The organism is Nitrosospira sp. Is2, assembly GCF_033095785.1.
Lineage (GTDB): Bacteria > Pseudomonadota > Gammaproteobacteria > Burkholderiales > Nitrosomonadaceae > Nitrosospira.
Genome location: NZ_CP137134.1, coordinates 3197536 through 3223575 on the forward strand (window position 1 = coordinate 3197536; position 26040 = coordinate 3223575).

General features: G+C 57.9%; 27 protein-coding genes. 24 read left to right on the top strand and 3 right to left on the bottom strand.

Going from position 1 to position 26040, the window contains the following annotated elements:
* The first annotated feature begins 149 nt into the window (after window positions 1–149).
* The 8 genes from flhB (at window position 150) to motD (ending at window position 8686) form a co-directional block, all read left to right on the top strand.
* Window positions 150–1337 carry a flagellar biosynthesis protein FlhB gene (flhB, locus tag R5L00_RS13990; protein WP_317652415.1) on the top strand — a complete coding sequence of 396 codons (1188 nt, stop codon included), beginning with the start codon at window positions 150–152 and terminating at the stop codon, window positions 1335–1337.
* A complete protein-coding gene (flhA, locus tag R5L00_RS13995) occupies window positions 1334–3415 on the top strand; it encodes a flagellar biosynthesis protein FlhA (protein WP_317652416.1) in 2082 nt (693 codons plus the stop codon). Before flhB ends, flhA begins: the two co-directional genes overlap by 4 nt.
* Window positions 3412–5007, top strand: a complete 1596-nt coding sequence (flhF, locus tag R5L00_RS14000) for a flagellar biosynthesis protein FlhF (protein ID WP_317652417.1) — start codon at window positions 3412–3414, stop codon at window positions 5005–5007. Before flhA ends, flhF begins: the two co-directional genes overlap by 4 nt.
* On the top strand, window positions 5000–5893 hold the full coding sequence (locus tag R5L00_RS14005) for an AAA family ATPase (protein ID WP_317652418.1): 894 nt from the start codon (window positions 5000–5002) through the stop codon (window positions 5891–5893). Before flhF ends, R5L00_RS14005 begins: the two co-directional genes overlap by 8 nt.
* A 2-nt stretch (window positions 5894–5895) precedes the next feature.
* Window positions 5896–6624 carry an RNA polymerase sigma factor FliA gene (locus tag R5L00_RS14010; RefSeq protein WP_317652419.1) on the top strand — a complete coding sequence of 243 codons (729 nt, stop codon included), beginning with the start codon at window positions 5896–5898 and terminating at the stop codon, window positions 6622–6624.
* Window positions 6606–7346, top strand: coding sequence for a flagellar motor protein (locus tag R5L00_RS14015; protein ID WP_107693494.1), 741 nt, complete (start codon window positions 6606–6608; stop codon window positions 7344–7346). Before R5L00_RS14010 ends, R5L00_RS14015 begins: the two co-directional genes overlap by 19 nt.
* 53 nt (window positions 7347–7399) lie before the next feature.
* Window positions 7400–7606, top strand: a complete 207-nt coding sequence (locus tag R5L00_RS14020; protein ID WP_317652420.1) for a hypothetical protein — start codon at window positions 7400–7402, stop codon at window positions 7604–7606.
* A 123-nt stretch (window positions 7607–7729) separates the two neighbouring features.
* Window positions 7730–8686 carry a flagellar motor protein MotD gene (motD, locus tag R5L00_RS14025; RefSeq protein ID WP_317652421.1) on the top strand — a complete coding sequence of 319 codons (957 nt, stop codon included), beginning with the start codon at window positions 7730–7732 and terminating at the stop codon, window positions 8684–8686.
* 66 nt (window positions 8687–8752) lie between these two features.
* On the opposite strand, the gene R5L00_RS14030 is transcribed toward motD, so the two are convergent.
* The 3 genes from R5L00_RS14030 to flgA form a co-directional block, all read right to left on the bottom strand.
* Window positions 8753–9220 (bottom strand): flagellar protein FlgN, encoded by a 468-nt coding sequence (locus tag R5L00_RS14030; RefSeq protein WP_317652422.1) that lies wholly within the window; start codon window positions 9218–9220, stop codon window positions 8753–8755.
* Between the two features lie 14 nt (window positions 9221–9234).
* Complete coding sequence (gene flgM / locus R5L00_RS14035; protein ID WP_317652423.1) at window positions 9235–9525, bottom strand: flagellar biosynthesis anti-sigma factor FlgM; 291 nt, start codon at window positions 9523–9525, stop codon at window positions 9235–9237.
* A gap of 300 nt (window positions 9526–9825) precedes the next feature.
* Window positions 9826–10416 (bottom strand): flagellar basal body P-ring formation chaperone FlgA, encoded by a 591-nt coding sequence (gene flgA, locus R5L00_RS14040; protein ID WP_317652424.1) that lies wholly within the window; start codon window positions 10414–10416, stop codon window positions 9826–9828.
* On the opposite strand from flgA, the gene R5L00_RS14045 reads away from it, so the two are divergent.
* The 16 genes from R5L00_RS14045 (at window position 10415) to R5L00_RS14120 (ending at window position 25984) form a co-directional block, all read left to right on the top strand.
* Window positions 10415–10594 carry a hypothetical protein gene (locus tag R5L00_RS14045; RefSeq protein WP_317652425.1) on the top strand — a complete coding sequence of 60 codons (180 nt, stop codon included), beginning with the start codon at window positions 10415–10417 and terminating at the stop codon, window positions 10592–10594. The two genes, flgA and R5L00_RS14045, sit on opposite strands and share 2 nt — an antisense overlap.
* Before the next feature lie 314 nt (window positions 10595–10908).
* On the top strand, window positions 10909–11316 hold the full coding sequence (flgB, locus tag R5L00_RS14050; RefSeq protein ID WP_317652426.1) for a flagellar basal body rod protein FlgB: 408 nt from the start codon (window positions 10909–10911) through the stop codon (window positions 11314–11316).
* A 25-nt stretch (window positions 11317–11341) separates the two neighbouring features.
* A complete protein-coding gene (gene flgC, locus R5L00_RS14055; RefSeq protein WP_317652427.1) occupies window positions 11342–11776 on the top strand; it encodes a flagellar basal body rod protein FlgC in 435 nt (144 codons plus the stop codon).
* Between the two features lie 11 nt (window positions 11777–11787).
* Window positions 11788–12456 (top strand): flagellar hook assembly protein FlgD, encoded by a 669-nt coding sequence (locus R5L00_RS14060; protein ID WP_317652428.1) that lies wholly within the window; start codon window positions 11788–11790, stop codon window positions 12454–12456.
* A gap of 116 nt (window positions 12457–12572) precedes the next feature.
* The gene (flgE, locus tag R5L00_RS14065) at window positions 12573–13793 is read left to right on the top strand and encodes a flagellar hook protein FlgE (RefSeq protein WP_317652429.1); all 1221 of its coding nucleotides are present in this window, start codon (window positions 12573–12575) and stop codon (window positions 13791–13793) included.
* Window positions 13794–13837: 44 nt separating this feature from the next.
* Window positions 13838–14587, top strand: a complete 750-nt coding sequence (locus tag R5L00_RS14070; RefSeq protein WP_107693207.1) for a flagellar basal body rod protein FlgF — start codon at window positions 13838–13840, stop codon at window positions 14585–14587.
* 221 nt (window positions 14588–14808) lie between these two features.
* Window positions 14809–15591, top strand: a complete 783-nt coding sequence (gene flgG, locus R5L00_RS14075) for a flagellar basal-body rod protein FlgG (protein ID WP_107693206.1) — start codon at window positions 14809–14811, stop codon at window positions 15589–15591.
* A gap of 59 nt (window positions 15592–15650) precedes the next feature.
* The gene (locus R5L00_RS14080; RefSeq protein WP_317652430.1) at window positions 15651–16334 is read left to right on the top strand and encodes a flagellar basal body L-ring protein FlgH; all 684 of its coding nucleotides are present in this window, start codon (window positions 15651–15653) and stop codon (window positions 16332–16334) included.
* Window positions 16335–16405: 71 nt separating this feature from the next.
* On the top strand, window positions 16406–17494 hold the full coding sequence (locus R5L00_RS14085; RefSeq protein WP_107693492.1) for a flagellar basal body P-ring protein FlgI: 1089 nt from the start codon (window positions 16406–16408) through the stop codon (window positions 17492–17494).
* The gene (gene flgJ / locus R5L00_RS14090; protein ID WP_317652431.1) at window positions 17494–18543 is read left to right on the top strand and encodes a flagellar assembly peptidoglycan hydrolase FlgJ; all 1050 of its coding nucleotides are present in this window, start codon (window positions 17494–17496) and stop codon (window positions 18541–18543) included. The genes R5L00_RS14085 and flgJ overlap by 1 nt, the downstream gene beginning before the upstream one ends.
* A gap of 130 nt (window positions 18544–18673) precedes the next feature.
* Window positions 18674–20590, top strand: coding sequence for a flagellar hook-associated protein FlgK (flgK, locus tag R5L00_RS14095; protein WP_317652432.1), 1917 nt, complete (start codon window positions 18674–18676; stop codon window positions 20588–20590).
* A gap of 86 nt (window positions 20591–20676) precedes the next feature.
* Window positions 20677–21612: a flagellar hook-associated protein FlgL gene (gene flgL / locus R5L00_RS14100; RefSeq protein ID WP_317652433.1), complete on the top strand. Its 936-nt coding sequence runs from the start codon at window positions 20677–20679 to the stop codon at window positions 21610–21612.
* A gap of 193 nt (window positions 21613–21805) precedes the next feature.
* Complete coding sequence (locus R5L00_RS14105; RefSeq protein ID WP_317652434.1) at window positions 21806–23110, top strand: EAL and HDOD domain-containing protein; 1305 nt, start codon at window positions 21806–21808, stop codon at window positions 23108–23110.
* A gap of 108 nt (window positions 23111–23218) precedes the next feature.
* Window positions 23219–23545 (top strand): thioredoxin family protein, encoded by a 327-nt coding sequence (locus R5L00_RS14110; protein WP_317652435.1) that lies wholly within the window; start codon window positions 23219–23221, stop codon window positions 23543–23545.
* A 251-nt stretch (window positions 23546–23796) separates the two neighbouring features.
* Complete coding sequence (locus tag R5L00_RS14115; RefSeq protein WP_317652436.1) at window positions 23797–25344, top strand: sensor histidine kinase; 1548 nt, start codon at window positions 23797–23799, stop codon at window positions 25342–25344.
* 13 nt (window positions 25345–25357) lie between these two features.
* Complete coding sequence (locus tag R5L00_RS14120) at window positions 25358–25984, top strand: response regulator transcription factor (RefSeq protein WP_317652437.1); 627 nt, start codon at window positions 25358–25360, stop codon at window positions 25982–25984.
* The last annotated feature ends 56 nt before the right edge of the window (window positions 25985–26040 follow it).

A 26040-nucleotide genomic window follows, 5' to 3' on the forward strand; every position in this document is an offset into this window, starting at 1 on the left:
TTAAAATGGAATTGCGGGACGAATTCCGTTCTTTTCCCTCGATAGCTCGCTACAGACTCATTCAATAATGCCTGCGTGTTTCATGCGCCAATTGTTCCCCTTGCCGGGAGATTGCCTACCGCTGCGGGCGGATATTGGGAAGCAACAGCGTGAGCGAAGAAAGCGATCAAGAAAAAACGGAACCTGCGTCGCCCCGGCGGCTGGAAAAGTCTCGGGAGGACGGCCAGGTTGCCCGCTCGGCAGAACTCTCGACATTCACAGTCCTCATCGCGGCGGGCACGGGCCTGTGGCTGATGAGCGGACATCTGGCGGCACAGCTTGCCATTCTGATGAAGGACGGCATGCGGGTGTCCCGGGAATCCAGTTTCGATTCGGGGCGCCTGGTGGAGCGCCTGTTCGATCAGATGACCGATATGCTGATCGCCTTCAGTCCCTTTCTGATCCTGATGTTCCTGGTGGCGTTGGTCGCGCCGATGCTGGTTTCCGGCTGGCTTTTTACCTGGAAATCGGTAGCGCCGGATTTCAAGCGGCTTAACCCGATAAGCGGCATAGGCCGTATTTTTTCGGTGAACAGCCTTGTGGAACTGGCCAAGGCGCTTCTCAAGGCAACGCTTATCGGCGGCGTGGCGATGTGGGCAATGTGGCACAACAAGGAAGCCGTATTGTCGCTCGTTGCCGCTCCCATAACGGCGGGGGCCGGTTACATGGGCGAACTTGTCATTACCAGTTTTCTAACCATCGCGGGAAGCATGGCGCTGATCGCGCTGGTGGATGTGCCGTTCCAGCTTTGGGAGCACCACCGCAAGCTGAAGATGACCAAGGAAGAAGTTCGACAGGAAAACAAGGAGACGGAAGGCGACCCTCACGTGAAGGCCCGCATCCGAGCGCAGCAGCGCTCGATGGCGAGAAAACGCATGATGGCGGAAATTCCAAAGGCAGATGTGATCATCACCAACCCGACTCACTACTCAGTAGCGCTCAAATATGAAGAAGGAAAGATGCGGGCGCCGCGCGTGGTCGCCAAGGGCGCACATTTGCTGGCCCAGAAAATCCGCGACGTGGGGCGGGAGCACGACGTACCGGTGATGGAAGCGCCGCCCCTTGCTCGGGCCCTCTATCACCACGCCGAATTGGGAGATGAGGTTCCCCAACCGCTCTACAACGCGGTAGCCGAGGTGCTCGCCTACGTTTACCAGCTGCGCCGCTATCGGGAGGGTGGTGGACATGCGCAAGGTGGCGCCGGAGTTCCCACAATGCCGGAAAATCTGGCTGTGCCCGCTGAACTCGATCCCGAGAGTTCCATTGCTGACGGCCACACGCGAGTGCTGGACTCATGAATGCCATTACGAGACGAATATCCCTTCTGGCCAGTGTGAGTGGGCGCAACCTGGCTGCGCCACTGCTGATACTCGTGATCCTTGGCATGATGGTCTTGCCGTTGCCCGCATTTCTGCTGGACGTGATGTTCACCTTCAATATCGCGCTCTCCATCATGGTGTTGCTGGTGAGCATCAATACGCTCAAGCCGCTGGATTTCGCAGCGTTTCCCACCGTGCTCCTGCTCACGACGCTTCTCCGGTTGTCGCTCAACGTCGCTTCGACGCGGATCGTGCTGATGGAAGGCCATACCGGGCCGGATGCCGCAGGGAAGGTGATCGAGGCGTTCGGACATTACCTCGTGGGCGGCAATTACGCCGTGGGTATTGTCGTTTTCATCATACTGGTGGTGATCAACTTCATCGTCATTACCAAGGGCGCGGGCCGTATCGCGGAAGTTTCAGCGCGATTTACGCTGGACGCGATGCCCGGAAAGCAGATGGCTATCGATGCCGATCTCAACGCTGGTCTCATCGGCGAAGAGGAGGCGGGCAAACGGCGCGCCCGGATATCGCAGGAAGCGGAATTCTTTGGCTCGATGGACGGCGCGAGCAAGTTTGTGCGCGGCGACGCGATAGCGGGAATCCTGATTCTTTTCATCAACGTAATCGGCGGGCTGATCATAGGCATGCTGCAACACGACCTGGACCTTGCTACCGCCGCGAGGAACTATACGCTGCTGGCAATTGGCGATGGCCTGGTCGCGCAAATACCCGCACTCATCATTTCGACCGCCGCGGGACTTGTGGTAAGCCGTGTAGGAACGGACGACGATATCAGCACCCAACTCGCGGGACAGCTGTTTTCACAGCCCCAGGTACTGGTCCTGACTGCCTCGATCATTGGCCTCATGGGCCTTATCCCTGGCATGCCCCACGTTGCCTTTCTATTGCTCGCTGCAACGTTGGGCGGAGGCGCCTACCTGCTGATGCGGCGCAGCAAGGGCGGCACAACTGCCCAGCCGGCAGCAGCGCCTGCGGCCCAACCGGAGTTGCAGGACGCAAGCTGGGACGACGTGGTTCCGGTTGATATTCTCGGGCTCGAGGTCGGGTATCGGTTGATCTCGCTGGTAGACCAGTCGCAGGACGGCGAGTTGCTACGCCGGATCAAAGGAGTACGGAAGAAATTCGCGCAAGAGATCGGATATCTTCCACCGCCGGTGCACATTCGCGACAATCTCGAACTGCGCCCGAACGCCTACCGCATCACTCTTAAGGGGGTGGCGATTGGTACAGGCGAGGTCAATGTCGGCCAATTTCTCGCAATCGATCCCGGTAGTGTTTCAGGCAACCTGCCCGGCGCCGTCACCAAGGACCCCGCGTTCGGATTGCCGGCCGTATGGATTGATGCTGCCCAGCGGGACCAGGCTCAAGTGCTTGGTTATACCGTGGTGGATGCAGGCACGGTGGTCGCCACGCATCTGAATCACCTGGTACATACGCACGCGGCAGAATTGCTCGGACGCGCGGAAGTGCAGCAGCTGCTTGACCGTTTGGCGAAAGAATCGCCCAAACTGGTGGAAGACCTTACCCCCAAACTGCTGCCACTTTCGACCTTGCAAAAAGTTCTACAAAACCTCGTCGACGAGAACGTGCATATACGTGACATGCGCACGATCGTCGAGTCCCTGACCGAGCATGCGCCGCGGGTGCAGGACGCGCATGAATTAACCGCTCTGGTCCGTATTGCCCTTGGCCGAGCGATTGTCCAGCAAATATGGCCCCAAGCCGGGGAACTGCAGGTCATGGCGCTGGATTCGGGGCTCGAAAGACTGCTGACGCACGCCCTGCATGCGAATCCAAACGGGGCCGGCATCGAGCCAGGGCTGGCTGAAACACTTCTCCGCGAGGCCTCGGGGGCAAGCCAGCGACAGGAGCAGGTGGGGCTGGTGCCCGTCCTGCTTGTGCCCGCGCCACTGCGAACACTGCTTGCCCGGTTTCTGCGCAGCGCGGTGCCGCAACTCAAGATTCTGTCGCACGCCGAAGTACCTGATTCGAGCAATATCAAAGTTACTTCCATTCTGGGAGCCAGAGCATGAGCATCAAACGGTTTGTTGCAAAAACCACCAGCGAGGCATTGCGCAAGGTTCGCGACGCCCTCGGGCCCGAAGGCGTCATCCTTTCCAACCGATCGGTCGATGGAGGAATCGAGATCCTGGCGCTGCACCAGGATGCAATGTCGGCGTTGATACCATCCCGTATTTCAAAAGAATCAGGAGCGACGTTCTCGCCACAGCTCCATCTTAATAGTGGCGTGGCCGGGCCGGGGTATCGGGCCGCGGATTTCAGATCCGCCGATGAGGGATTCCAAAGCTCGGCAAACGGTCGTCCCTGGGGCGGGGAGCAAAGACAGGATGAGATTCGGGCCGAGCGACCAAATAGTGCATCCTTCGGCGCAACGCCCCAATTACCGGAGCGGACAAGGACGGCAGGGGCCACGTCGTTCGGTAACAGACCCCTATCCGGGCGTGCACTCTCGCATGCCAATGAAACGATACAGGCAGACGCTCAACCCGCCGCATCCGTTCCAAAGAGCAAACCCGGTCGCGAGCAAGTGTCCGAAAATGTGCGGCCTCCAAAGCGGTCTGCCAAGGCGGTTCGCACTCCTGCAGCGGCCAAAAAAGCTCAGCCTGATGCGGTCGATACCCATGGGGTAGCCAGCGAGGTGGCAGCAAGCGTGCTGAAAGAAATAAAGGCGATGCGGGGCGCGCTGGAACAGCAGTTGGCATCACTGAGCTGGAATGACGAGGAGCGTCGGAATCCCATGCGGGGCCAGATATTAAAACGGCTGCTGAAGACGGGTTTCAGCGAAGATCTTATCCGCGAACTGGTGGCTCACATGCCCGCGGTCAGCAGTGAGGTCGATGCGATCAATCATGTCAAATCCGTTCTCGGCGGAAAGCTCAAGACCATCGGCAATGAACATGAAATGCTGGAAAAAGGAGGCGTTTATGCGCTGGTAGGCCCAACGGGTGTCGGCAAGACGACCACTACCGCCAAACTTGCCGCGCGATGCGTGGTGCGGCACGGTGCCGACAAACTCGCATTGCTTACGACCGATGGCTACCGGATCGGCGGGCACGAGCAGCTCAGAATATACGGCAAGATTTTGGGCGTTGCCGTGCACGCGGTAAGGGATAAGCACGACCTGACACTGGCCTTAACTGAACTGCGCGGCAAGCACCTGGTGTTGATTGATACCGTTGGTATGGGTCAGCGTGACCGGATGGTGGCGGAGCAGGTCGCAATGTTCGCTGGTTGCGGCACAGAGGTGAAACGCCTGCTGCTGCTCAACGCGGCATCGAACGGGTACACGCTGAACGAAGTAGCCCATGCTTATCGTGGCGATGGCCTGGCGGGCGCCATCATTACCAAGCTGGACGAAGCAGTCATACTGGGTTGTGCGCTCGACACCGCTGTGCGCCATGCCTTGCCGCTTTACTATGTTGCGCAAGGCCAGCGTGTTCCGGAAGACCTGGAGTTGGCGGATGCGGCAAATCTGTTAACAGGCGCGCTGGACAGTCCGCCAATGTCCTCCTTCGATCTGCCTGACGAGGGAATTTTACTGCCGATGACCGTCGGCAACCAGGATAACGCCGGGCTGGATACAGGAGAACTCTCACTTGGCTGAGCAGATCCACGATCAGGCCGATGGGTTGCGACGCTTGCTGATGCAGGATTTCGTGCGCGTTGTAACTGTCACATCCGGCAGCGCGGCCGCGGGCAAGACAACCACCGTGATCGGTTTGGCCGTGGCGCTGGCGCGCGATGGAAAGAAGGTGCTGGTAATTGACGAGAACGTTGGGGCCCGCAACATTTGCGCAACGCTGGGTTTGAACGCTCACCGCGACCTGCTGGATGTGATCCGTCGCGACAAGGCCCTGGACGCGGTGATCGTTACCGCCCGCGAAGGTATCCGTGTCCTTCCGGCGGGACGTGGCATGAGGGTTCTTGAAAAGCTCAGCACGGACGACAAGACCCATCTGATCGATGCATTTGCCGGTATCGACCCGTCAGTGGATGTGGTCCTGATTGATGCCGCACCGGGATCGGACAGCAGAGCGCTTCCCCTTGCTCTCCCCAGCCACGAAATTGTCATGGTTCTCCCTCCAGAGCCCGCTTCAATTACGGCGGCATATGCATTGATAAAGCATATCAGCAGTCATCACGAGAGTAAGCGCCGCTACCACGTCCTGTTCAACAAAACGGAGCTGGAGGCGGACGCGCGAAAAATTTTCGAGAACATGGAAAGTGCGGCCAAACGCTATCTGGCCGTCACTCTCCACCTCCTGGGCTTCGTCGCATACGATGGCAAGCATTGCCTGGGCCGCGGGCTGGCGGAAGTGCATCCCAATAGCCCTTCAGCCTGCGTATTTCGCTTCGCCGCAGAGTCGCTGGCTCACTTGCCGTGTCAGGACGGCGAGGGACCAGGACTCGAACGCTTCATGCAGTGTTTGCTGCAAGGCAACCAAGGCGGCAGGCAAAACGCCATTGCCGCAAGCTCACAGCGAGTATAGCCATGTATACCTCATCCGGCACGATGGATAAACAGCAACATCTCGAAAAGTTCGCGTCTCTTGTCAAACGGATCGCCCATCACATGATGTCGAGGCTTCCAGTCAGCGTGGAGGCAGACGATCTTATTCAGGTTGGCATGATGGGTTTGATGGAGGCCTTGAATCGCTACGAGGAAATGCCCGGGGCGCAGTTCGAGACTTATGCCCAGCAGCGCATCCGCGGCGCCATGCTGGATGAGCTGCGCCAACTGGACTGGCTGCCGCGCGGTGCGCGAAAAAATATGCGCCAGATCGACGCGGCAATTAACGCGCTGCAGCAGCGGCTCGGCCGTTCGCCATCGGAAAAGGAGATCGCCGGCGAGCTTCGCGTGACCATTGACGGCTATCACCAAATGCTGCTCGACGCGCGCGGAGCGCAGCTGGTTCATTACGAGGATTTCACGGACAGCGAAGACGACGACTATCTTGAGCGCAACTGTGCCGCGAGCGGTGCCGATCCATTGGCGAATTTACTGGATGGTGACCTGCGCCACGCACTGATTGCCGCGATAGACATTCTGCCCACGCGGGAAAAAACCCTCATGGGGCTTTACTATGAGCAGGAAATGAATTTCAAGGAGATTGGCGCCATCCTCGGCGTGTCTGAGTCCCGAGTATGCCAGATACATAGCCAGGCAGTGGCGCGGCTGCGTGCCACGCTCAAGGAATGCGCGTGGACTTCAATAGCGTAATCGGCATCGTTATCGCTTTACTCGCGATTTTTGGCGGACACGCGCTTGAAGGCGGCCATGCAGGGTCGCTCATGCAGTTCACGGCTTTCGCCATCGTGCTCGGCGGAACGCTTGGGGCAGTGCTGCTGCAAAGTCCAGTGGCCCAGTTTGTGCTCGGCATGAAAATGAGCCGGTGGGTATTTATTCCGCCGATGCTCGACCCTGACGCGCTGGTCGAGCATATCGCGGTCTGGAGCACCGCTGCGCGCAAGGAGGGATTGCTGGCGCTTGATACGCATGTCGAGGGAATCGACGATCCATTCATTAAAAAAGGATTGCAACTCGTGGTCGACGGCACGGAGCCTATGGTACTGAAGCGCGTGCTCGAAGTAGAGATCGATACCTTTGAAGACCTCCACCACCAGGGCGCCAAGGTCTGGGAAGCAGCCGGCGGCTACGCCCCGACTATCGGGATTCTCGGCGCTGTGATGGGGCTTATCCAGGTAATGGAGAATCTTTCCGATCCGGCACATCTCGGCACCGGTATTGCGGTCGCGTTCGTGGCGACCATCTATGGCGTGGGTCTGGCTAACCTGGCATTTCTGCCAATTGCAAGCAAACTCAAGACTCTGATTTCCAGCCAGGTTCTGATGCGCGAAATGCTTGTCGACGGGCTGGTGGGAATCGCCAATGGCGAGAACCCCCGCCTGATAACAGGGCGGCTGCGTGGGTACATGGCCTGATGTGACCCGTGCTTTCAAGGGCAACGTCGCAACGATTTTTAAAAGGAGAAATAATGAACGACAAAGACGGCAAACTTGAAGGCGCGGCAAAGCCCGACGATAAATCGACCGAAGATGTGCCGCGGGACGAGCGTCGAGAAGTGCTGAGGCGATCCGGCGAGGATCGCCGGGACCCCAACGCCAGACACATGCGTGTCCCGGACAGGAGGAAAAACGGCGACCGCCGGATTACGGGCCGGCGCAAAAGCGACCTCAAGTGAGCCATGTGTAACCAATCCCAGGTTAAGTTGCCGTCAGGAAGACGGCGTACGCATGCTGGAAAACACGGACAGGGATGGAATTGAGATCGTGGTGACCGTGGTAGAAAATTCTCATGCATAACCATGCAGGCTGATTACAGCGGGAAAGGGCGTTATGGTGTGAGAGTTAATCCGGCGAGGGCTTATCCATCGCCAAAGAAACCCGTCAACAAAGCTACCGAACGTCAACCGCGGCGGCGCCACCGGGGAGGAAGATACCGGCTGGCAGAACTGGAAAATCGCGATCGCTGGATGGTGTCGTACGCGGATTTCATAACGCTGTTGCTCGCTCTTTTTGTCGTGATGTACGCCATTTCACATATTAACGAAGGCAAGCATCGGATATTGACGGGTTCGCTCGTGAGTGCGTTCGGGGCGAAATTAGACCATCAGAATATCCTGAGTCTGACCCCGGATGAACCGGCGCTACAGGAGCAGGTTGCGGCAAAAAAAGCACGCCGCGCAGCGGAAGCCCAGCGTCAGCGTCGGGAAAGGATGGAGGTGGTCGCACATGACATCATGGCGGCCTTTGCTCCGCTCGGACCACTTATCGAGAATGGTCAGGTAAGGGTCATCCACAGCGATAGGGGCCTGAGCGTCGAAATCAATGCGAGTGTGCTGTTTGCTACCGGTCAGGCTGTATTGCAGGAGGATTCCAGCAAGGTGCTGGAGGCGGTGGCGCAGGTGCTGAAAGACGGAGACCAGATGATTCGCGTAGAGGGCCATACCGACGACATACCTATCGTCACGGAGAAATTTCCCTCGAACTGGGAGTTATCCGCGGTGCGCGCCAGCAGCGTGGTGCGCCTGCTGATTGACAATGGCGTAGCGGGGGCGCGGCTGATCGCCGCGGGTTACGGCGAATACCGCCCAGTGAATTCGAATGACACGGAGGAAGGCCGCATGCGGAACCGGCGAGTGACCATCACGATTTTGTCGTCATCTCCCGATTCTGAACCTGGCGCCTCACCCGGTACGTCCGATAAATTCCACATGCCGCCTGATGCGCTACCCGAGGTATTGAAGGGGCACGCTGCCTGACCGATGTAAAGCGGCCTGCTTCCGGCGATGACTGTCGTCCGACGGCGCAGCGCAGCGTTTTGGGGATTAAACTTCGCCGAGTTGCCGTCCAACCAGGAATGGCTGGGTATGACCGTTGGCGCCGTAGAGGCTGGCGACCTGCGTGGCGTCTTGCAGCGCGGCGATCGCCTGCTGGTTATAGCGCAGGCGCTGACCGACGAGCTTTCCATTTATGCTGTTGAGCTGGCTCGCCGTTTCTGCGAGCCGGATGAGCTCTTGCCAAGCGTCCGCCGCGACGGGAAAATCTTGCAGCCAGCGTTCAATGCCGGCTCGATCCGTAGGCTGGCCCTGCGTTGAAAGCAGGCATTTGCGGGCATCGGCGAGCTGGGCAAGTTGCTGTGCCCGCTGCGCTTTTTCCTCTGCCAGGGGCGGGAGCAGCGAAACGTCGGCCTGCCTAAGGGCAGCTTGCTCCCGCCGCAGCGTGTCGATGAAATCACGGATGGCATCGCATTCCGATCGGATGAAATGTGCCGGATCAAAAACTGTTTCCGTCAAGGGATGCTCCAAAGTCAGCCTTGATTGCTGCGGAGAAGATCACGTACAGTTTCCAGCAGACCATCGGCCACTTTTTCGGGGTTGACCACGAAGCGGCCCTCGCTGATTGCCTGCTTGATTTCCTCTACCCGCCCGGCGTCAAAAACTTCACCCTGCGCAAGTTTTTTCTCTATATCCTGCAGTTGCGCGCTTAGTTGTACTTGATCGTTGCCCGGGGTGGGCTCCGCCGTTCTTTGGCTGAATTTCGTGGCTGAGGCTGCTGCCTCGCCAACGTGGGTCGGCATTATTGTATTATCGATTTTCACGGGTGGTTTCTCCTGCGGTTTAACTGAAGAGTCTAACGGCAGCCTTATGGAAAAACTTGAGGCAAATCTACTGCTTCACGCGGTATTGTTACATACCGCGCTGCAAGTTTAGATGCTTTTCTGCCATTCCACGCAGAAGGCGGAGAAACAGTCAACCCATCAATCAACTCATTATCCGTTAGCGCGTCAAACCAGCCCCACCCGAAAAATCGCAAACTACACCGTTGCGCCCGTAAGCGTCATTTGAATTCGGGGCGGAGTGATCCCCGCCCGTCCTTTATCCTGCCGTACCTTTCGCCATTAATAACTCACTTCCACGATCGCCCCTGGCCGCGCGATACCGCTCACCACCGTGCCCGACGCGCTGCGAACCCGGACCAGTTGCCCTTCAGCCGCATTGTTCAGGGCCCTGCCTTCTGCGCTGACGCTGAAGCCGCGTCCGCCTGAGACAAGCTTGACGCTTTGATTCTGTAACACGGCCGCGGGGGCGCGCAGTATGTCCTGGCGAAGAGGGCTGCCGAAGGGAAGGCTGCCGGTCAGCGTGCTGCCAATAGCCCGATTAAAGTCCGTGATTATCCCGGGCGGCAGCTGGGCCAAGTCACCCCTTTGGGTAGTCAGGTCAGCGGCAGTGAGCACCTGTCCCTGCCTCATCGGTCTGGTGCTGACGACGTAATCGGCCACCACCTTGACCGTCGCGCGCACATAAATTGTCCATTGCTGAGGCGAGGCACAGTGCACCGCGACGGCGGTATTGCCCCAGGGGCGGTTACCCGGCGGCAAGGTTGCTTCAAGTGCTGCGCAGGCGGGGAGATTAACCCGCGTATCAATAATGCCGGGCGTGATCTCGACCTCGCCGGGCAGGCTAGCCGACTGTGCATGCAGGAAGTTCATGACGGCCTCCTGGATGAGGCGCGGGTCCTGCCTCGGATTCACAGGCGCCGAGGCAGCGGCGGCAGAAACAAGTGTAATAAAGCTCAGACCGAATGACAGCAGCCGGAAGCAGGTGATGGACATGATGGACTCCTGGAACGATAGTCCGGAACAGGCAAGTGAACAAGCAGCATTCTAGAGTGGGTAAATTTTCTGTGAGGTCCGGAAGTGAGGCGTGTTTTCTCGGTTAATCGAAGGATGGCGGCAAGCCGACCCGACATACTGCAGCTGCGTCACCGCGCGCTGCTGTGCGCGGCTATAAGGAGAACCCTGGATAAGCGGCCCGGGCACCTGGCGGCCTCGACACCGCTTCGCCGGGATTTGGAATGAGACGTTTCAAAGCCTTGAGATGAAGGTTTTTACCCTCGCTGATTCGCCTATTGACGCCGTTCGCCTTCCAATAAGATGGTATGTGTAGTGGATACCGTAGCAAAGAGTGGTCACGGAGCTTTCATGATCGATAAACTTGATCCCACATTTCGTTTTTATCAGGAGGCGGCCAACCTGCGCGCGCACCGCCAGCAGTTGATTGCTTCCAATATCGCCAATGCCGACACGCCAAAGTATAAAGCCCGCGACATCAGCTTCAAGGACGCGTTGAACAGCGTCGTGGCCGGAAACGCCGTCAACAGCGCTGTCAGGCTGGCTACAAGTGCGCCGAACCATATTCCAACACCAGGGGGAGTCGCTGCCGGCACGCCCGTGCTATACCGTTCCGCGGTCCAGGGCAGCGTGGATGGCAACACCGTGGATATGGACGTGGAGCGTAGCCAATTCGCGGACAACGCGATTCACTATGAGGCCAATCTTACCTTCATCAACGAGCAGATCAGGTTAATGCGCGCCGCCATTCAAGGTTAACGAAAGGGTAAAGGAGAAACGGAAGATGTCCCTGTTCAATATTTTTGTTGTCGCCGGCTCTGCCATGACTGCCCAGAACCAGCGGCTTAATGTCGTTGCAAGCAACCTTGCCAACGCCGATAGCGCCACCAGCTCAAACGGCCAGCCGTACAAGGCGAAGCAGGTCGTATTCACGAGTACTACGCCAATGGATGGCATGGGCCCCAATGGTCCGAACGGCGTCAGCAGCACGCACGGCGTGAAGGTGGCGCGCGTGATCGAGAATCAGTCGCCAATGAAAATGGTTTACGAACCGACTCATCCCATGGCTAATCCGGCGGGTTTCGTCACTATGCCAAACGTGAACGTGGTGGAAGAGATGGTCGATATGATCTCCGCATCGCGCTCATACCAGAATAACGTAGATATGATGAACACCGCGAAGACGTTGCTGCTAAAAACCTTGACCATTGGACAATAAAGGATTCCCCCATGAGCGCCATTCAGGACACCCCGCCGACTGTGAACCCTTTTGCGCCGTATAGCGCGCAAAACACAGCAAAACCCGCTGCTGATGACATACAGGACCGGTTTCTCAAGCTGCTGGTGACGCAAATGAAAAACCAGGATCCGCTCAACCCGCTCGATAACGCCCAGGTCACGACCCAGCTTGCGCAAATCAGCACGGTAAACGGAATTGAAAAGCTTAATGCCACTATCTCAGCCATGGCCAGCGGCATTACCGCCGGCCAGTCTCTACAGGCCGCGGGCATGATCGGCAAGGATGTGCTCGTTCCCGGCTCCGCATTGCGGCTTTCCGGCGGGAGCGGAGTATTCGGCGTAGACCTGGCGCAGGCTGCGGATAAGGTAAAAATAACGATATCCGATTCCGCCGGGCACGTGGTACAGGTCATGGACCTGGATGGACGAACCGCCGGGCCGCTGACGCTGACGTGGGATGGCAAGACCACTGACGGCACCTCCGCGGTCGACGGCGAATACAACATCAGCGTCGAAGCGCTGCGCGCGGACCAGAAGATCGAAGCACAGACGTTATCCCGCGGCACAGTTCAGGGCGTATCGCAAGGTAAGGACGGCGTCGGGCTTAACGTTGGAACGCTGGGTACAATGGGATTGGCCGATCTCAGGCAGATTTACTAGCCGGGCAATTTGCCAGGACAGGGAATAGACATTGGGCAGACCACGTTTTTAAGCGGAGACGCGCGGTTGTCGCAAAGCGAAAACATTCATCAAAACAGGGAATAGGGGATTCAATCATGGGTTTTCAACAGGGTTTAAGCGGCTTGAACGCCGCATCCAAGAATCTGGAAGTTATCGGCAATAACGTAGCGAATACCAACACAGTTGGCTTCAAGCAGTCACAGACTCAATTTGCCGATATGTTCGCGAACTCCCTATCGGGAGGCGGCGGTACCCAGGCGGGAATTGGCGTGAAGGTCGCAGCCGTGGCGCAGCAGTTCGGACAGGGAAGCATTACGGTATCCAATAATCCGCTGGACATTGCTGTCAATGGCGACGGCTTCTACCGCTTGAGCGATCAGGGCGCGATCAGTTATTCGCGCAACGGACAATTTCATCCGGACAAGGACGGTTATATCGTCAACAGTAACGGTCTTCGCCTCACCGGATATGGGGCCGATGCTACGGGCCAGATCATCTCGGGCTCAGCAACCGACTTGCGCATTTCCAAGGCCGACCTGGCGCCCGCGACCACCACCCAGGTGAATGCATTGGTTAACCTCGACTCACGGGAGACTGCGTTGAGTTCGGCTGCTTTCGATCCAACCGATCCAGCCACCTACCATAGCTCAACTTCACTGCCAATCTATGACAGCTTGGGTAATGATACGGACCTGTCGACCTATTTCGTCAAAACCGCAGCGAACACTTGGGATGTATTCGCTGCCAACGACGGTGCCGTGCTTAACGGGGGACTGGCCGTTGGTTCGTTGAATTTCCTGCCGAACGGTTCCCTCAACCCGTCGGGTTCCAGCGTCTTCAGCATCACATCACCGGTGACAACTGGCGCCAATCCTCTGACTTTTGACCTGGACTTCACAGGCACAACGCAGTTCGGGTCACCTGCCGGTGTCAATGCGCTGTCGCAGGATGGCTATACATCCGGTCAGCTCACCGGTTATTCAGTCGCGCCGGACGGCACGCTTCGCGGCGGTTACTCCAACGGCGAGTTCCTCGACCTCGGACAGGTTGTGCTGGCCAATTTCGCCAACCCGCAGGGTCTTGCGGTGCAGGGCAACAATACATGGAAGGAAAGTTCCACGTCAGGCGCCGCGCTTGTCGGCGCACCCGGTACCAGCGGCCTCGGCGTATTGCAGGCGGGCGCCGTGGAAGAGTCAAACGTGGAACTGACCTCGGAGCTGGTCAATATGATCACGGCGCAGCGCATCTATCAGGCAAATGCCCAGACTATCAAGACGCAAGATCAGATACTCCAGACAATTGTCAACCTGAGGTGATCGGGAAACCAATAAATTAGAGCGGACTCGTCACAGGAGTAACTATGGACCGCATGATCTACGTTGCCATGACCGGAGCCAAGCACACGCTTGGGCAACATGCCGCCGTGTCGCACAACCTCGCGAACACGAATACTACGGGTTTCCGCGCAGAAATCAGCGCATTGCGCGCCGTGCCCGTCTTCAGCGATACGCTGCCAACGCGCGCGTTTGTCGTGGATTCAACTGCGGGTTCGGATTTCCGTCCCGGAACAGTGCAACAGACCGGGCGCGATATCGATGTGGCGGTGCAGGGCAGGGGCTGGATTGCTGTTCAAATGGCAGATGGCACAGAAGCCTATACCCGCGACGGCAATCTGCATGTTAATGCGAACGGCGTATTACAGACGCGTAATGGTTTAAATGTGCGTGGGGAGGAAGGGCTTATTTCGATTCCGCCATACGCCAAGGTTTCTGTTGGCACGGACGGTACCGTCTCGACTGTACCCGCGGGAGCGGGAACGAGCGAGCCCAATATCGCCGTCATGGTCGGACGCATCAAGCTGGTCAATCCACCCGAAGCTCAGCTCACCCGTGGGCTGGACGGCCTGTTTCGGCTTAACAGTGGGGTTGAGGCAGTGGCGGATGCGAACGTGACCTTGGGCAGCGGTGCGCTGGAGGGCAGCAACGTCAGCGTGGTCGAGGCGATGGTGGATATGATCTCTCTTTCACGCCAGTTCGAGATGCACATGAAGCTGCTCCAGAACGCCGAAGGTAATGCGCAACGGGCCAGCAGCCTCCTGAGCATGAGTTAGTAGCTGAGCCGTGGCCGCCCACCCTCCGGCGTATGCTCGACCGTGTTTGGACAGGTAACGACTGTTTGAACGGTACATGAAACGGGGAAAAGGATGAGCTCTGTTTTCAGGCCCCGCTCGTCCGCCGGCGCGCAACATGATTGCGAGCGCTAATTATTTCCAGCAAGGTCCTTGCTGATCTTTGCAGACAGATGCTGTATTAACAAACTCAGGAGACTCGCTTGATTCGCTCGCTTTGGATTTCAAAAACCGGTCTGGACGCGCAACAGACTCAAATGGATGTTATCGCCAACAATCTGGCGAATGTGGGGACGAACGGATTCAAACGCTCGCGCGCGGTTTTCGAGGATCTGCTGTACCAGACATTGCGCCAGCCGGGGGCGCAATCCTCCCAGCAGACGCAATTGCCGTCCGGATTACAGCTGGGCACGGGCGTGCGGCCCGTCACAACCGAGCGCATATTTACTCAGGGCAATCTGCAACAGACAGGCAACTCGAAAGACGTCGCGATCCAGGGCCAGGGATTTTTCCAGGTACTGCGCCCCGATGGCTCCACGGCGTATACACGTGATGGCTCGTTCCAGACCGATTTTCAGGGTCAGCTCGTGACCTCGAGCGGCTACTTCATCCAGCCTGCTATCGCTATCCCGCCCAATTCGCAGAGCATTACCATTGGCCGGGATGGAACCGTTTCCGTTACCACGCCGGAGTCCACCGTTCCGGTTCAGGTCGGCACCGTGCAACTTGCCACGTTTATCAATCCCGCCGGCTTGCAGAGCGTGGGCGAGAACCTCTACATAGAAACAGCCTCCAGCGGCACTCCAAACATCACTAATCCCGGCGCCGACGGGGCCGGTGTGCTGAATCAGGGATATGTGGAAACCTCCAATGTCAACGTGGTGGAGGAACTGGTCAACATGATCCAGACCCAGCGCGCCTACGAGATCAACAGCAAATCGGTGCAGACCTCCGACCAGATGCTGCAGCGCCTGACGCAAATATAGATGAGCAGGGCGGGACGTCAGATTGGTGCGGCAATGGATATGAAAGATACGAGGAAGGGATGATTCCCAAATCTTCAGGGAAGCGGGCGAGCCAATTCCTGCTGGGGACGGTCACTATCCTGCTGGGCGGCTGCAGTCTCCCAGACCCGAAACCAATCGTGCAGCAGCCGATGTGGGCGCGCGCCGCCCAGCGCGGACCCCTGCCCAACGATGGCGCAATTTTTCAGCCGGGGCCTCACTACAAGCCCTTATTCGAAGACCGGCGTGCGCGCCAGATCGGGGACACGCTCGTCATTCTTCTCAACGAGCGAACCAACGCAAGCAAACGTTCCAACAGCAGCGCCAACAAGAAAGGCGAAATGAATATCGGTATGCCACCCATTGTTTATGGCGTTCCAATCACCAAAAAACTGGACATGGGCGCGTCTTCCGCCAGTGACTTTGCGGGTGGAGGCGAGGCAGCTTCGACCAACAATTTCAGTGGCACGATCACTGTCACGGTCATCGATGTGCTACCGAATAATTACCTGGTGGTAAGCGGTGAAAAACAGCTTGCCATGACCCAGGGTACCGAATACATCCGTTTCTCTGGCGTGGTGCGTCCGGAAACGGTTATCAATAATTCGGTTTCATCAATACAGGTAGCCGATGCGCGCATCGAGTACAAGGCCAACGGCTATATCGACGAAGCGCAGACGATGGGCTGGCTGTCGCGCTTTTTCCTCACGGTCTCGCCATTCTAAGCAACGCAAAAATGACGTGCAATCCGATAACCGAATCATCTCCCGCCCCCGTTCGGCACCTGCTCAGCCGTATGCTAGTTATTGCGTTGGCCGGGTGCTGCCTGACTGGTGGACCAGCACAAGCCGAACGCATCAAGGATCTGGCGTCGATTCAAGGCGTACGCAGCAATCAGCTGGTCGGGTACGGCCTTGTGGTGGGACTGGACAACACGGGCGACCAAACCGTTCAGACCCCCTTCACTATCCAAACGCTCAACAACATGCTGAATCAGATGGGTATTAACGTGCCTCCCGGCACCAACATGCGCTTGAGAAACGTGGCCGGCGTAATGGTGACGGCGGTGCTTCCTCCGCTTGCGCAACCGGGGCAGTTGATTGACGTGACAGTATCGAGCATGGGCAACGCCCGTAGCCTCCGGGGCGGAACGCTGCTCATGACACCCCTTAAGGGCGCTGACGGGCAGGTTTATGCGATGGCGCAGGGTAACCTGCTGGTTGGGGGATTCGGCGCGGCGGCGAGTGGAAGCCAGGTCCAGGTCAATCATCTGAGCGCGGGACGCATTACGGCCGGCGCCACGGTCGAGCGCGCGGTGCCCGTGGCGCTTGGCGAGGCGGATATCATCCGGCTCGAGTTGAATACGACGGATTTTACGACGACGCGCCGAGTAGTGGATGCGATCAACGGGAAGTTTGGGGAGGGTACTGCTGCCGCGCTGGATGGGCGGGCGGTCCAGGTACGCACGCCCAGTGGCAGCGATCAGCGCGTCGGATTCCTCGCGGAGATGGAAAGCCTTAATATCAGTCCGGCGCCGGGTCACGCGAAAGTTATTGTCAACAGCCGTACCGGTTCCGTGGTCATGAACCAGGCGGCAACGGTAGAACAATGCGCGATCGCTCACGGCAATCTGACTGTCGTGATCAGCACCGAACCGGTAATCAGCCAGCCGGGGCCATTTTCCAGCGGGCAAACGGTGCAAGCGCAACGCTCGACTATCGAGATCAGGCAGGAATCGGGCATGCTTACCATGGTCGAGGGAGCGTCGCTATCTGAGGTGGTGAAAGCCCTGAATGCGATTGGAGCGACACCGCAAGATCTGCTTGCGATCTTGCAGGCGATGAAATCGGCCGGCGCGTTACGGGCGGAGCTGGAGGTTATCTGATGGTGGCGCCTGCTGATCTTTCCACCAGGTTCGCTCTCGATGTGCAGGCTGTCAATGGGTTGCGTGCGGCTGCCGATAAAACCGGACAGGCTGGACTGGAAGCGGCTGCCCGGCAGTTCGAGGCGTTGTTCCTGGGCATGATGCTCAAGAGCATGCGCGAGGCAACACCCAAGGATAGCCTGTTGGATAGCGACCAAAGCCGACTGTACATGTCGATGCTGGATCAGCAGTTATCCCAGAGCATGGCGGCGCGTGGCGTCGGTCTGGCGGAGATGATGATGCGGCAACTGCGCGATGGGTTGCCGCCCGAGGCGGTGCAGCAAGTGGATTCGATATCCGCACGCTCGGCAGCCAGCGCGGCGGAAGCGGCGGCGGTAGCGTTGCCCATGCTGCCCCCACGCCAGCCGAATCTGCGCCCCGATTCCGCAATCGTCGAGCCGGGGGAGCGGGAGCAGCCAGCACCGCCTGTATCTGCCCAGCCGCCGCTAGCGCAGCCGGAATCTCAATTGCCATCCCAACCTCTGTCCCAACCGCCATCCCGACCGCTTCCGCAATCGCAATCATCATTCCGGACGCAACCGTCGCACGTGGCCGAGTTCAGCGACAGGCTGATGGCATACGCGCAGGAAGCCAGCCAGGCGACGGGTATTCCCGCGCGCTTCGTGCTTGGGCAGGCGGCGTTGGAGAGCGGATGGGGGAAACGGGAGCTGCGCGCGCCGGATGGCGCGCCCAGCCACAACCTGTTCGGAATTAAAGCCGGTGGCAACTGGAGCGGCCGGGTAGTGGAGGCGGTAACAACAGAGTATGTCAACGGCGTGGCCCGCAAGACAGTCGAGCAATTCCGCGCCTACGATTCATACGCCGACGCGTTCCGGGACTATGCCAAGCTGCTGCGCAGCAGCCCGCGGTATGCCGACCTGCTGGCGCAGGCCGCGCGCGGGATTGACGTGGCGGGCTTCTCGCAAGGCCTGCAAAAGGCCGGATACGCCACGGATCCGGATTATGCCGATAAATTGAGCCGGACAATCAAAACTACGCCTCAATCATAGCAGCCTCGGAACGAGCTCTTCATGCGCCTCGCATTGAATTGTCCAGGGATGCGGTAAATGCCGCGCGAATTAAGGATTTCACAGTCCGGCACCGTTAATACAGATAAGGATATTATCAGGGGCGGAAACGATGGGTAACAGTATTTTCGGCATTGGCCTGAGTGCGTTGCAAGCGGCTCAGCAGGGACTTCTCGTGGCCGGCCATAATGTCGGCAATGCCGCAACGCCGGGCTATACGCGCCAGCAAACGGTTCAGTCAACCAATCAGGCACAACCCACAAGCAGCGGGTTTATCGGTCAAGGCGTGCAGGTCGACACGGTAAAACGCTCGTATAACGAATTCCTGACCCGCCAGGTGGCGCAGGCGAGGACAGAGTCCAGCCAGCTCGACACCTATTTCTCGCAAATGAAGCAGATCGACAGTCTGTTGGCCGACTCAGGTGGCAGTCTCGGTCTGTCCCCCGCGCTACAGGATTTTTTCGGCAGCGTGCAGTCCGTCGCCACAAACCCGGCCGAAGTGGCGGCACGGCAATCCATGCTATCCAATTCCGAGATCCTGGTAAGGCGTTTTCAGTCCATGGATGGGCGGTTGAATGAGATTCAGGATGGGACGAATACACAAATCAAGGACAGTGTTTCGCTCATCAATACCTTGGCCGAACGCGTGGCTAAACTGAATGGAACCATACGCCAGGCCGAAAGCATTGTCGGTGGCCAGCCGGCAAACGATCTGCGTGACCAGCGGGACGAACTGGCGGCGCAGCTCAACGATCAGATCCGCGCGAAGGTTGTCGTACAAGGGGATGGCACCTACAGTGTTTTCATCGGCGGCCAATCGCTGGTGACGGGCACAACCGCAGTCCAGCTCGATGTTGCGCCTTCCGCGTTGGACGCTCGCCGTCTGGAAGTAACGTACGCGTCGGGCGGAAATGCCGTCCCCGTCAAGGAATCGAATCTGGACGGGGGCAAACTGGGCGGCTTGCTTCAATTTCGAAATGAGTCTATCGACGCAGTGCGCAATGGCCTGGGCCGGATTGCGATGGTGATGGCCGGGACTGTCAATGAGCAGCACAGGTTGGGCCAGGATGCCCTGGGAAACCCCGGCGCTGATTTTTTTACGGTCCCCAGTCCATTGGTATCCGCCTCTACTGTAAATACCGGAAACGGGGTCGTAGCTGCGGAAGTGGTGAGCTACAGCGACCTCGCCACCAAAGACTACCAGTTGCGTTTTGATGGGGCTAATTACATTCTTACCTCTGTTACGAATGGAGTGAAAGGCGTTGCGCAGACCTTTTCCACCTTTCCTCAAACGGTGGATGGCGTTCGCCTGAGCCTTACCTCGGGCACCATAGCGGCAGGGGATGAGTTCCTTATCCGTCCAACGGTAAATGGCGCCGCCCAGATCGGGGTAGCGGTCCAGGATACCAGCCTGATCGCGGCCGCTGCGCCAATACGAACAGAAACGCCCCTCGCCAATAGCGGCTCAGGGCGCATCAGCTCGGGAACGGTCGATGCCCCGCCGCCCCCCAACCCCAATCTGCAGCAACCGGTCACCCTGACCTTTACCAGCCCGACCACATTCGACGTGAATGGCGTCGGAACCGGCAGTCCAACGGGGGTTACATTCACCCCCGGCGGTTCGATCAGCTTCAATGGGTGGACGATAAAGATCACAGGGTCTCCCAGCGCGGGAGATACTTTCAATATCGGACCCAATACCAACGCAGCGGCCGATAACCGGAACGCCTTGCTGCTGGGGGCGCTGCAGACCAGTAACACGATGGCGGGCGGCACCGCCAATTACCAGGGAGCGTATGGGCAGCTTGTCAGCCTGGTGGGGAACAAAACCCGTGAACTGGAAGTGACCAGTGAGTCCCAGGCAGCGTTGCTGAGCCAGACCAAGGCTGTGCAGCAATCCGAATCGGGTGTCAATCTCGACGAAGAGGCCGCCAACCTGTTGCGCTACCAGCAGGCTTACCAGGCAGCCAGCAGGGTAATACAGACAGCCAACCAGATGTTCGACGCCCTGCTCGACGTGACGAGGTAAAAAGCAGGCGCAAACCGCGTTATACACCCCCGGATTTCATCTGCCGATTTGATCTTAATAACACATGTACCAAAAGAGGAGCCACCATGCGTGTCAGCAATAACACAAGCTACGAGCTGGGCATTGCCGCGCTTAACCGTCAGCAGACCGCACAGGTCAAGACCCTGGAACAGATAAGCAGCGGGCGGCGCATGCTCACCCCATCCGACGACCCGACGGCCTATGCACGTGCACTGGAAGTATCCCAGGCTGACGCGGCCAATACACAGCATGCCTCCAACCGGCAGTACGCCGCGAATAATTTTGCCATCCTGGAAGGAACGCTGAGCGATGTGACCAACGTGTTGCAGAACGCGCAGCAACAACTCGTATATGCGGGCAACGGTACCCTTAATGATAGCGGGCGGATCGCTATTGCGACGGAATTGCGGGGCAATCTGGATGAACTGGTGGGCCTCGCGAATCGTACGGACGGAAGCGGACAATATCTCTTTTCTGGCTTTCAGGGCTCGACCAAACCCTTTGACGATACGGGCAGCGGCGTTCAGTACTTCGGCGACGAGGGGTTGCGCATGGTACAAGCGAGCGCCTCGCGCCAGCTTGCAGTGAACGAGTCAGGGAAGGAGGTATTCGAGCGTATCCCCGCATCCGGTGGCGGCCATCAAAGCGTGTTCAAGTCGCTCTCCGATGTGATCGACACCCTGGAAAAACCGGTGATAACATCCGCCGACAAGACAGCACTGGCCAGTGGCCTCGGCGCGGCCCAGGAAAATCTCGCCAATGCGCTGGACAATGTACTGAAGGTCCATGCATCGGTGGGCATCCGGATGAAGGAGCTTGATACCCTCAATGAAGGCGGAGATGACCTGAACATACAATACAAGCAGCAACTGGCGGAACTGCGGGACGTCGATTACCCCGCCGCGATCAGCAGTCTCACCCAGCAGAAGACCTATCTGGAAGCGACGCAGCAAGCATTCATCAGGGTACAGGGGCTTTCGTTATTTGACTATCTTCGGTAATGATCCCCGGTCCTTCAAGCATCTGGGCGGGTTTGGGCAAGAACGAAATCACGTGAATGTTTTCCTGGAGTAGAACTCCAGATGGCCCAGCTCAACAATGGGCCCACTTTGTTGAACCAATCGCAATATAAGCCCGATTCCGTTTTTTCTCTCCGGGGGTCGGGCGTTAACCGAAACCGGAGTTTGCTTTGAAATGGCCGAATTGAGAACTGGCATGATCTTCGATCCGATACAACAAGTTTCCCTTGTTCCTCAAGTAAAGGAGTTTTTCCTTGCACGTCAGCCGATTCTGGACCGTAACCAGAATCTCGTCGGCTATGAGCTGTTATTCCGCCGGGTCGGGACCAGACCCGGGAATGCAGTTGAGGATTTGCGCGGGGCCGCCTCCATCATCGCGCATACCTCGGAGCTCGGCATGAAATCCGTGATGGGCAACGCGGCCGGCTTCTTCAACGTCGATTACGCCACGCTGATGTCCGACATTGTGAGCTTTCTGCCCTGTGAAAAAGTGGTGTTTGAAATCCCTCAGACCATCAAGATAACGGCCGAGCTTATCCGCAGGATCTCCGATATGGTCGGGGCGGGGTACAAGTTCGCGCTGGATGACGTGATTATCTTTTCGGATTACATCCGGCCGTTGCTTCCACTGATCGAGTTCGTCAAGGTTGATACTTCGGTCATGACCCGGGCCGATCTGAGCACGCTGACCAGCCAGTTCAAGGAAGCCAACAAATTGCTGGTGGCTGAAAAAGTAGAGACGATTGAACAGTTCAGGAATTGCGCGGAGCTCGGATTCGACTATTTTCAGGGGTACTACTTTGCCAAGCCAGTTATCCTTTCGGGCAAAAAACTTACCTCTTCGCAGGCGGCGATCCTGCAATTAATGGCGCTCGTGGTCAGGGATGCCGAGAATGCGGTCATCGAACACCGCATCAAGAAAGAGGCGTCCCTATTCCTGTCCTTGCTCAGGCTCGTCAATACCCCCGCAATGGGTGTCGCGAAGAATATCAACTCGATCAGCGAGGCGCTGCTGGTGCTGGGGCGGCGTCAGTTACGGCAATGGCTGCAGATCCAGCTCTACATGGGGCCTGACACGGACCCCGCATCTGCCTCGCCCCTCCTGCTGCTCGCGACGACACGTGGCAAGTTTCTTGAACTGGTCGCCCGGAAGCTCAAGCCTGCGAATAAAAGTATTGCCGATACCGCTTTCACAGTCGGTACGATGTCGCTGTTGGATACCCTGTTCAGCCAACCCATGACAACCATCCTGGAACAGATTATCCTGGGCAAGGAAGTCCGTGAAGCGCTATTGCATCGCACAGGTTTTTATGGCGATTTACTCAAGCTTTCCGAATATGTCGAAAAGCCGGGCGAAGCCAGTCAACTGCTGCCGCCTCTACTCCTGGAATTGAATCTGCCGAGCGAGAGCCTCTACGCGCTTCAACTGGAAGCATTCGAATGGAGCAACAGCTTATTGCCGTCGTATAGGGAAGCATAATATCGTCCAGGACGCATTGTTCAAGCGGCACGCAACACGGGTTGCGGCTGAGGCCTGGCGGTATAGCCGACCGTAGCATTATGCGGCAGGCGGATTATAATACCGGGCATGAATAACACGTATGCCGCTGTCGAGCCATCGCGCGCCGAGGTTAATGCCCTTGACGGTGCCGCTGTGGTAGAGTTTGGCGCGTCCTGGTGCGGTTTTTGCCGTGCTGCCCAACCCCTTATTGCCTCGGCTTTTTCTCAATACCCGTCCTTACGTCACATCAAGATCGAAGACGGGAAGGGTCGTCCGCTTGGCCGCTCCTTTCGGGTGACGCTCTGGCCGACGCTGATCTTCATGAAAAATGGCAAGGAAATCGCCCGCCTGGTCCGGCCGGGCGATTCGGCCGTGATTGGCGAAGCGCTGCGCAAAATCACCAGCCCATCCTGAAATCTGGCTGCGTCGGGCTTCGTGCAAACATGAGGATACCCTCACCTGAACAATTCATATTATATGGAGAGAGTTGGGTAAAATCATGGTTCACGGCGTAGCCGCCTGTTGAAAACATGGAGGTGGGGCAGGTGCCAGGCGTACCGATCGCCGTCACCGATGAAAATGTGGATGGACTGCGCTTCGCCCGACTCATCCTTCGGTGATGCAAACGCTGGCATGGTGCCCGCTATCCCACCTGGCATAGAAACATGAGCACGACCACAACGGATTTTTCCAACCCCTACACTGCGGTGTATCTGGTCAATGCCGATACGTTCCGGTGCGAATACGCGAATTTGGCGGCCCAACGCGATCTGCAATATTCAATGGTTGAATTGCGCGAACTCATGCCGCGCGGTGACGCTCCCGGCTTCAGCGTGGAAAGCCTGCTGCCGCTGCTCACTTCCTTGGAGCGGGACGAGCGGCAGGAGGTGACGGGAGATGCGTGTTTTCGCCGCAAGGATGGAACGGTTTCGCGGGTGGCGGTGCGCCTGGCGTTATGGCAAGGTGCCGGCAAACCGCTGCTTGCCATTGCCGCCAGAGATCTGGCTTCATCCGAAAACAGCGAGGAAACGCAGCAGAAGGACGGGCAAACGTCCGGACAGGCAGATGGGGAAACGCGATCACGATCCATCGTGTCGAACGCGCCTGGAATGGTGTTCCAGTACGTATTGGGCGAGGATGGACACCACTCTCTACCCTTTGTCAGCGACCAGTGCGTGAATCTGCTGGGCATGACGGTGGAAAAACTGCAGGAAAACCCGCCGCTGCTTTTGACGCTCGTACTTCCCGAGGACCAGGACAGCTTGCGCCAATCCCGGGCGGACTCAGCCGCGAGTCTGACCACATGGAACTGGGAAGGGCGCCTGTGGATCAAGTCCTATCACGACGTCAAATGGGTCAGCTTGCGGGCGAGCCCGCGTCGGGAAGAGGGTGTCGGGGTCATCTGGGAGGGAATAATAATCAATGTAACCCAGAGCAGGCGCAGGGAGATCGAGCTGGAGGAATCCCACGAACGTCTGAAGGAAGTTTCGTCCCACATCATGGCGGCCCGGGAACATGAGCGTATTCGCATCGCCCGTGAAATTCACGATGATCTGGGCGGCAACCTGACCGCAATCAAGATTGACCTCGACTGGATCGCGCGCCGGGTGGGTGACGGCAACTTCAACGAGATCAAGGAAAATCCCGCTTTGCTGGCTAAAGTTCATACCGTCTCGCAAATGGTGGACCGCACCATGCAGTCCATACAGCGTATCTCGCGCGATCTGCGTCCGGGCATCATGGATTTCGGGATCGTCGCAGCGATCGAGTGGGAGGCGGGAGAATTTTCCAAGCGGCTGGGCATCCCGTGCGAGGTGTCCTGCGCGAGGCAGGATATCGACGTGGAGCCGGATGCGGCGGTAGCCGTATTCCGGATTTTTCAGGAATCGCTCACCAATATCACCAAGCATGCGCAGGCCTCGCGCGTCTGGGTGCGGTTGGACACCATCGCGGCTCAGGCTCAGGAGTGGCTGGAACTGGAGGTAAGGGATAACGGTTTCGGCATCATGCCCGCCGATCTCGCGAAGCTCAATTCATTCGGTATTCGCGGCATGGTCGAACGGGCGAGTTTCCTGGGTGGGAAGCTGACCGTCAACCGCAGGCGGGAGATAGGCACGACGGGGCAAGGCACCATCGTTCGCCTGTCGATTCCGCTTCGACCACATCAAGGCGACCCGGCGGTGGCAGCGGCCAGGCCATCTTTTACAGAATGAAAGGGCGGCAGTCATGAACGTGTTGATTGTAGATGATCATGCCATCGTGCGGCAGGGTTTAAGACAGATACTGGTGGAGAGCGGAAAAATCGACCTGATCGCGGAAGCGGACTCAGGCGCCGGAGCGATGAGGCAATTGCGCGAGGGCGAGTGGGGCGTAGTGGTACTGGACATATCGTTGCCCGATCGGAACGGCATCGAAGTATTGAAACAGATCAAGAAAGAGCGGCCAAAAATTCCGGTGCTCATGCTCAGCATGCACGATGAGGGGTTATACGCGATCCGGGCGTTGAAGGCGGGCGCATCGGGCTATATCACCAAGCAAAGCGCCCCCAGCGAATTGATGGCGGCGATCAACCAGGTCGCCTGGGGGCGTAAATATCTGACGCCAAGCCTGGCCGAGGCAATGGCGGACAGTTTCGGCGCCGATCCCGAGCGTCCCCGTCACGAGACGCTATCCGACCGCGAATACCAGACTTTGTGCCTGATCGCCTCGGGCAAGAGCCTTACCGATGCTGCCGAGGAAATGTGTTTGTCCGTCAAGACAGTCAGTGTTTACCGCAGCCGCGTGCTCGAAAAAATGAAGCTCAAGAATAATGCGGAGCTCACGCACTACGCTATCAAGAACGGCCTGGCCTGAATTTTTGATCTGGCCGGATTTTATTTCAGTCGGCGCCTGGACAACCGGACAACCGT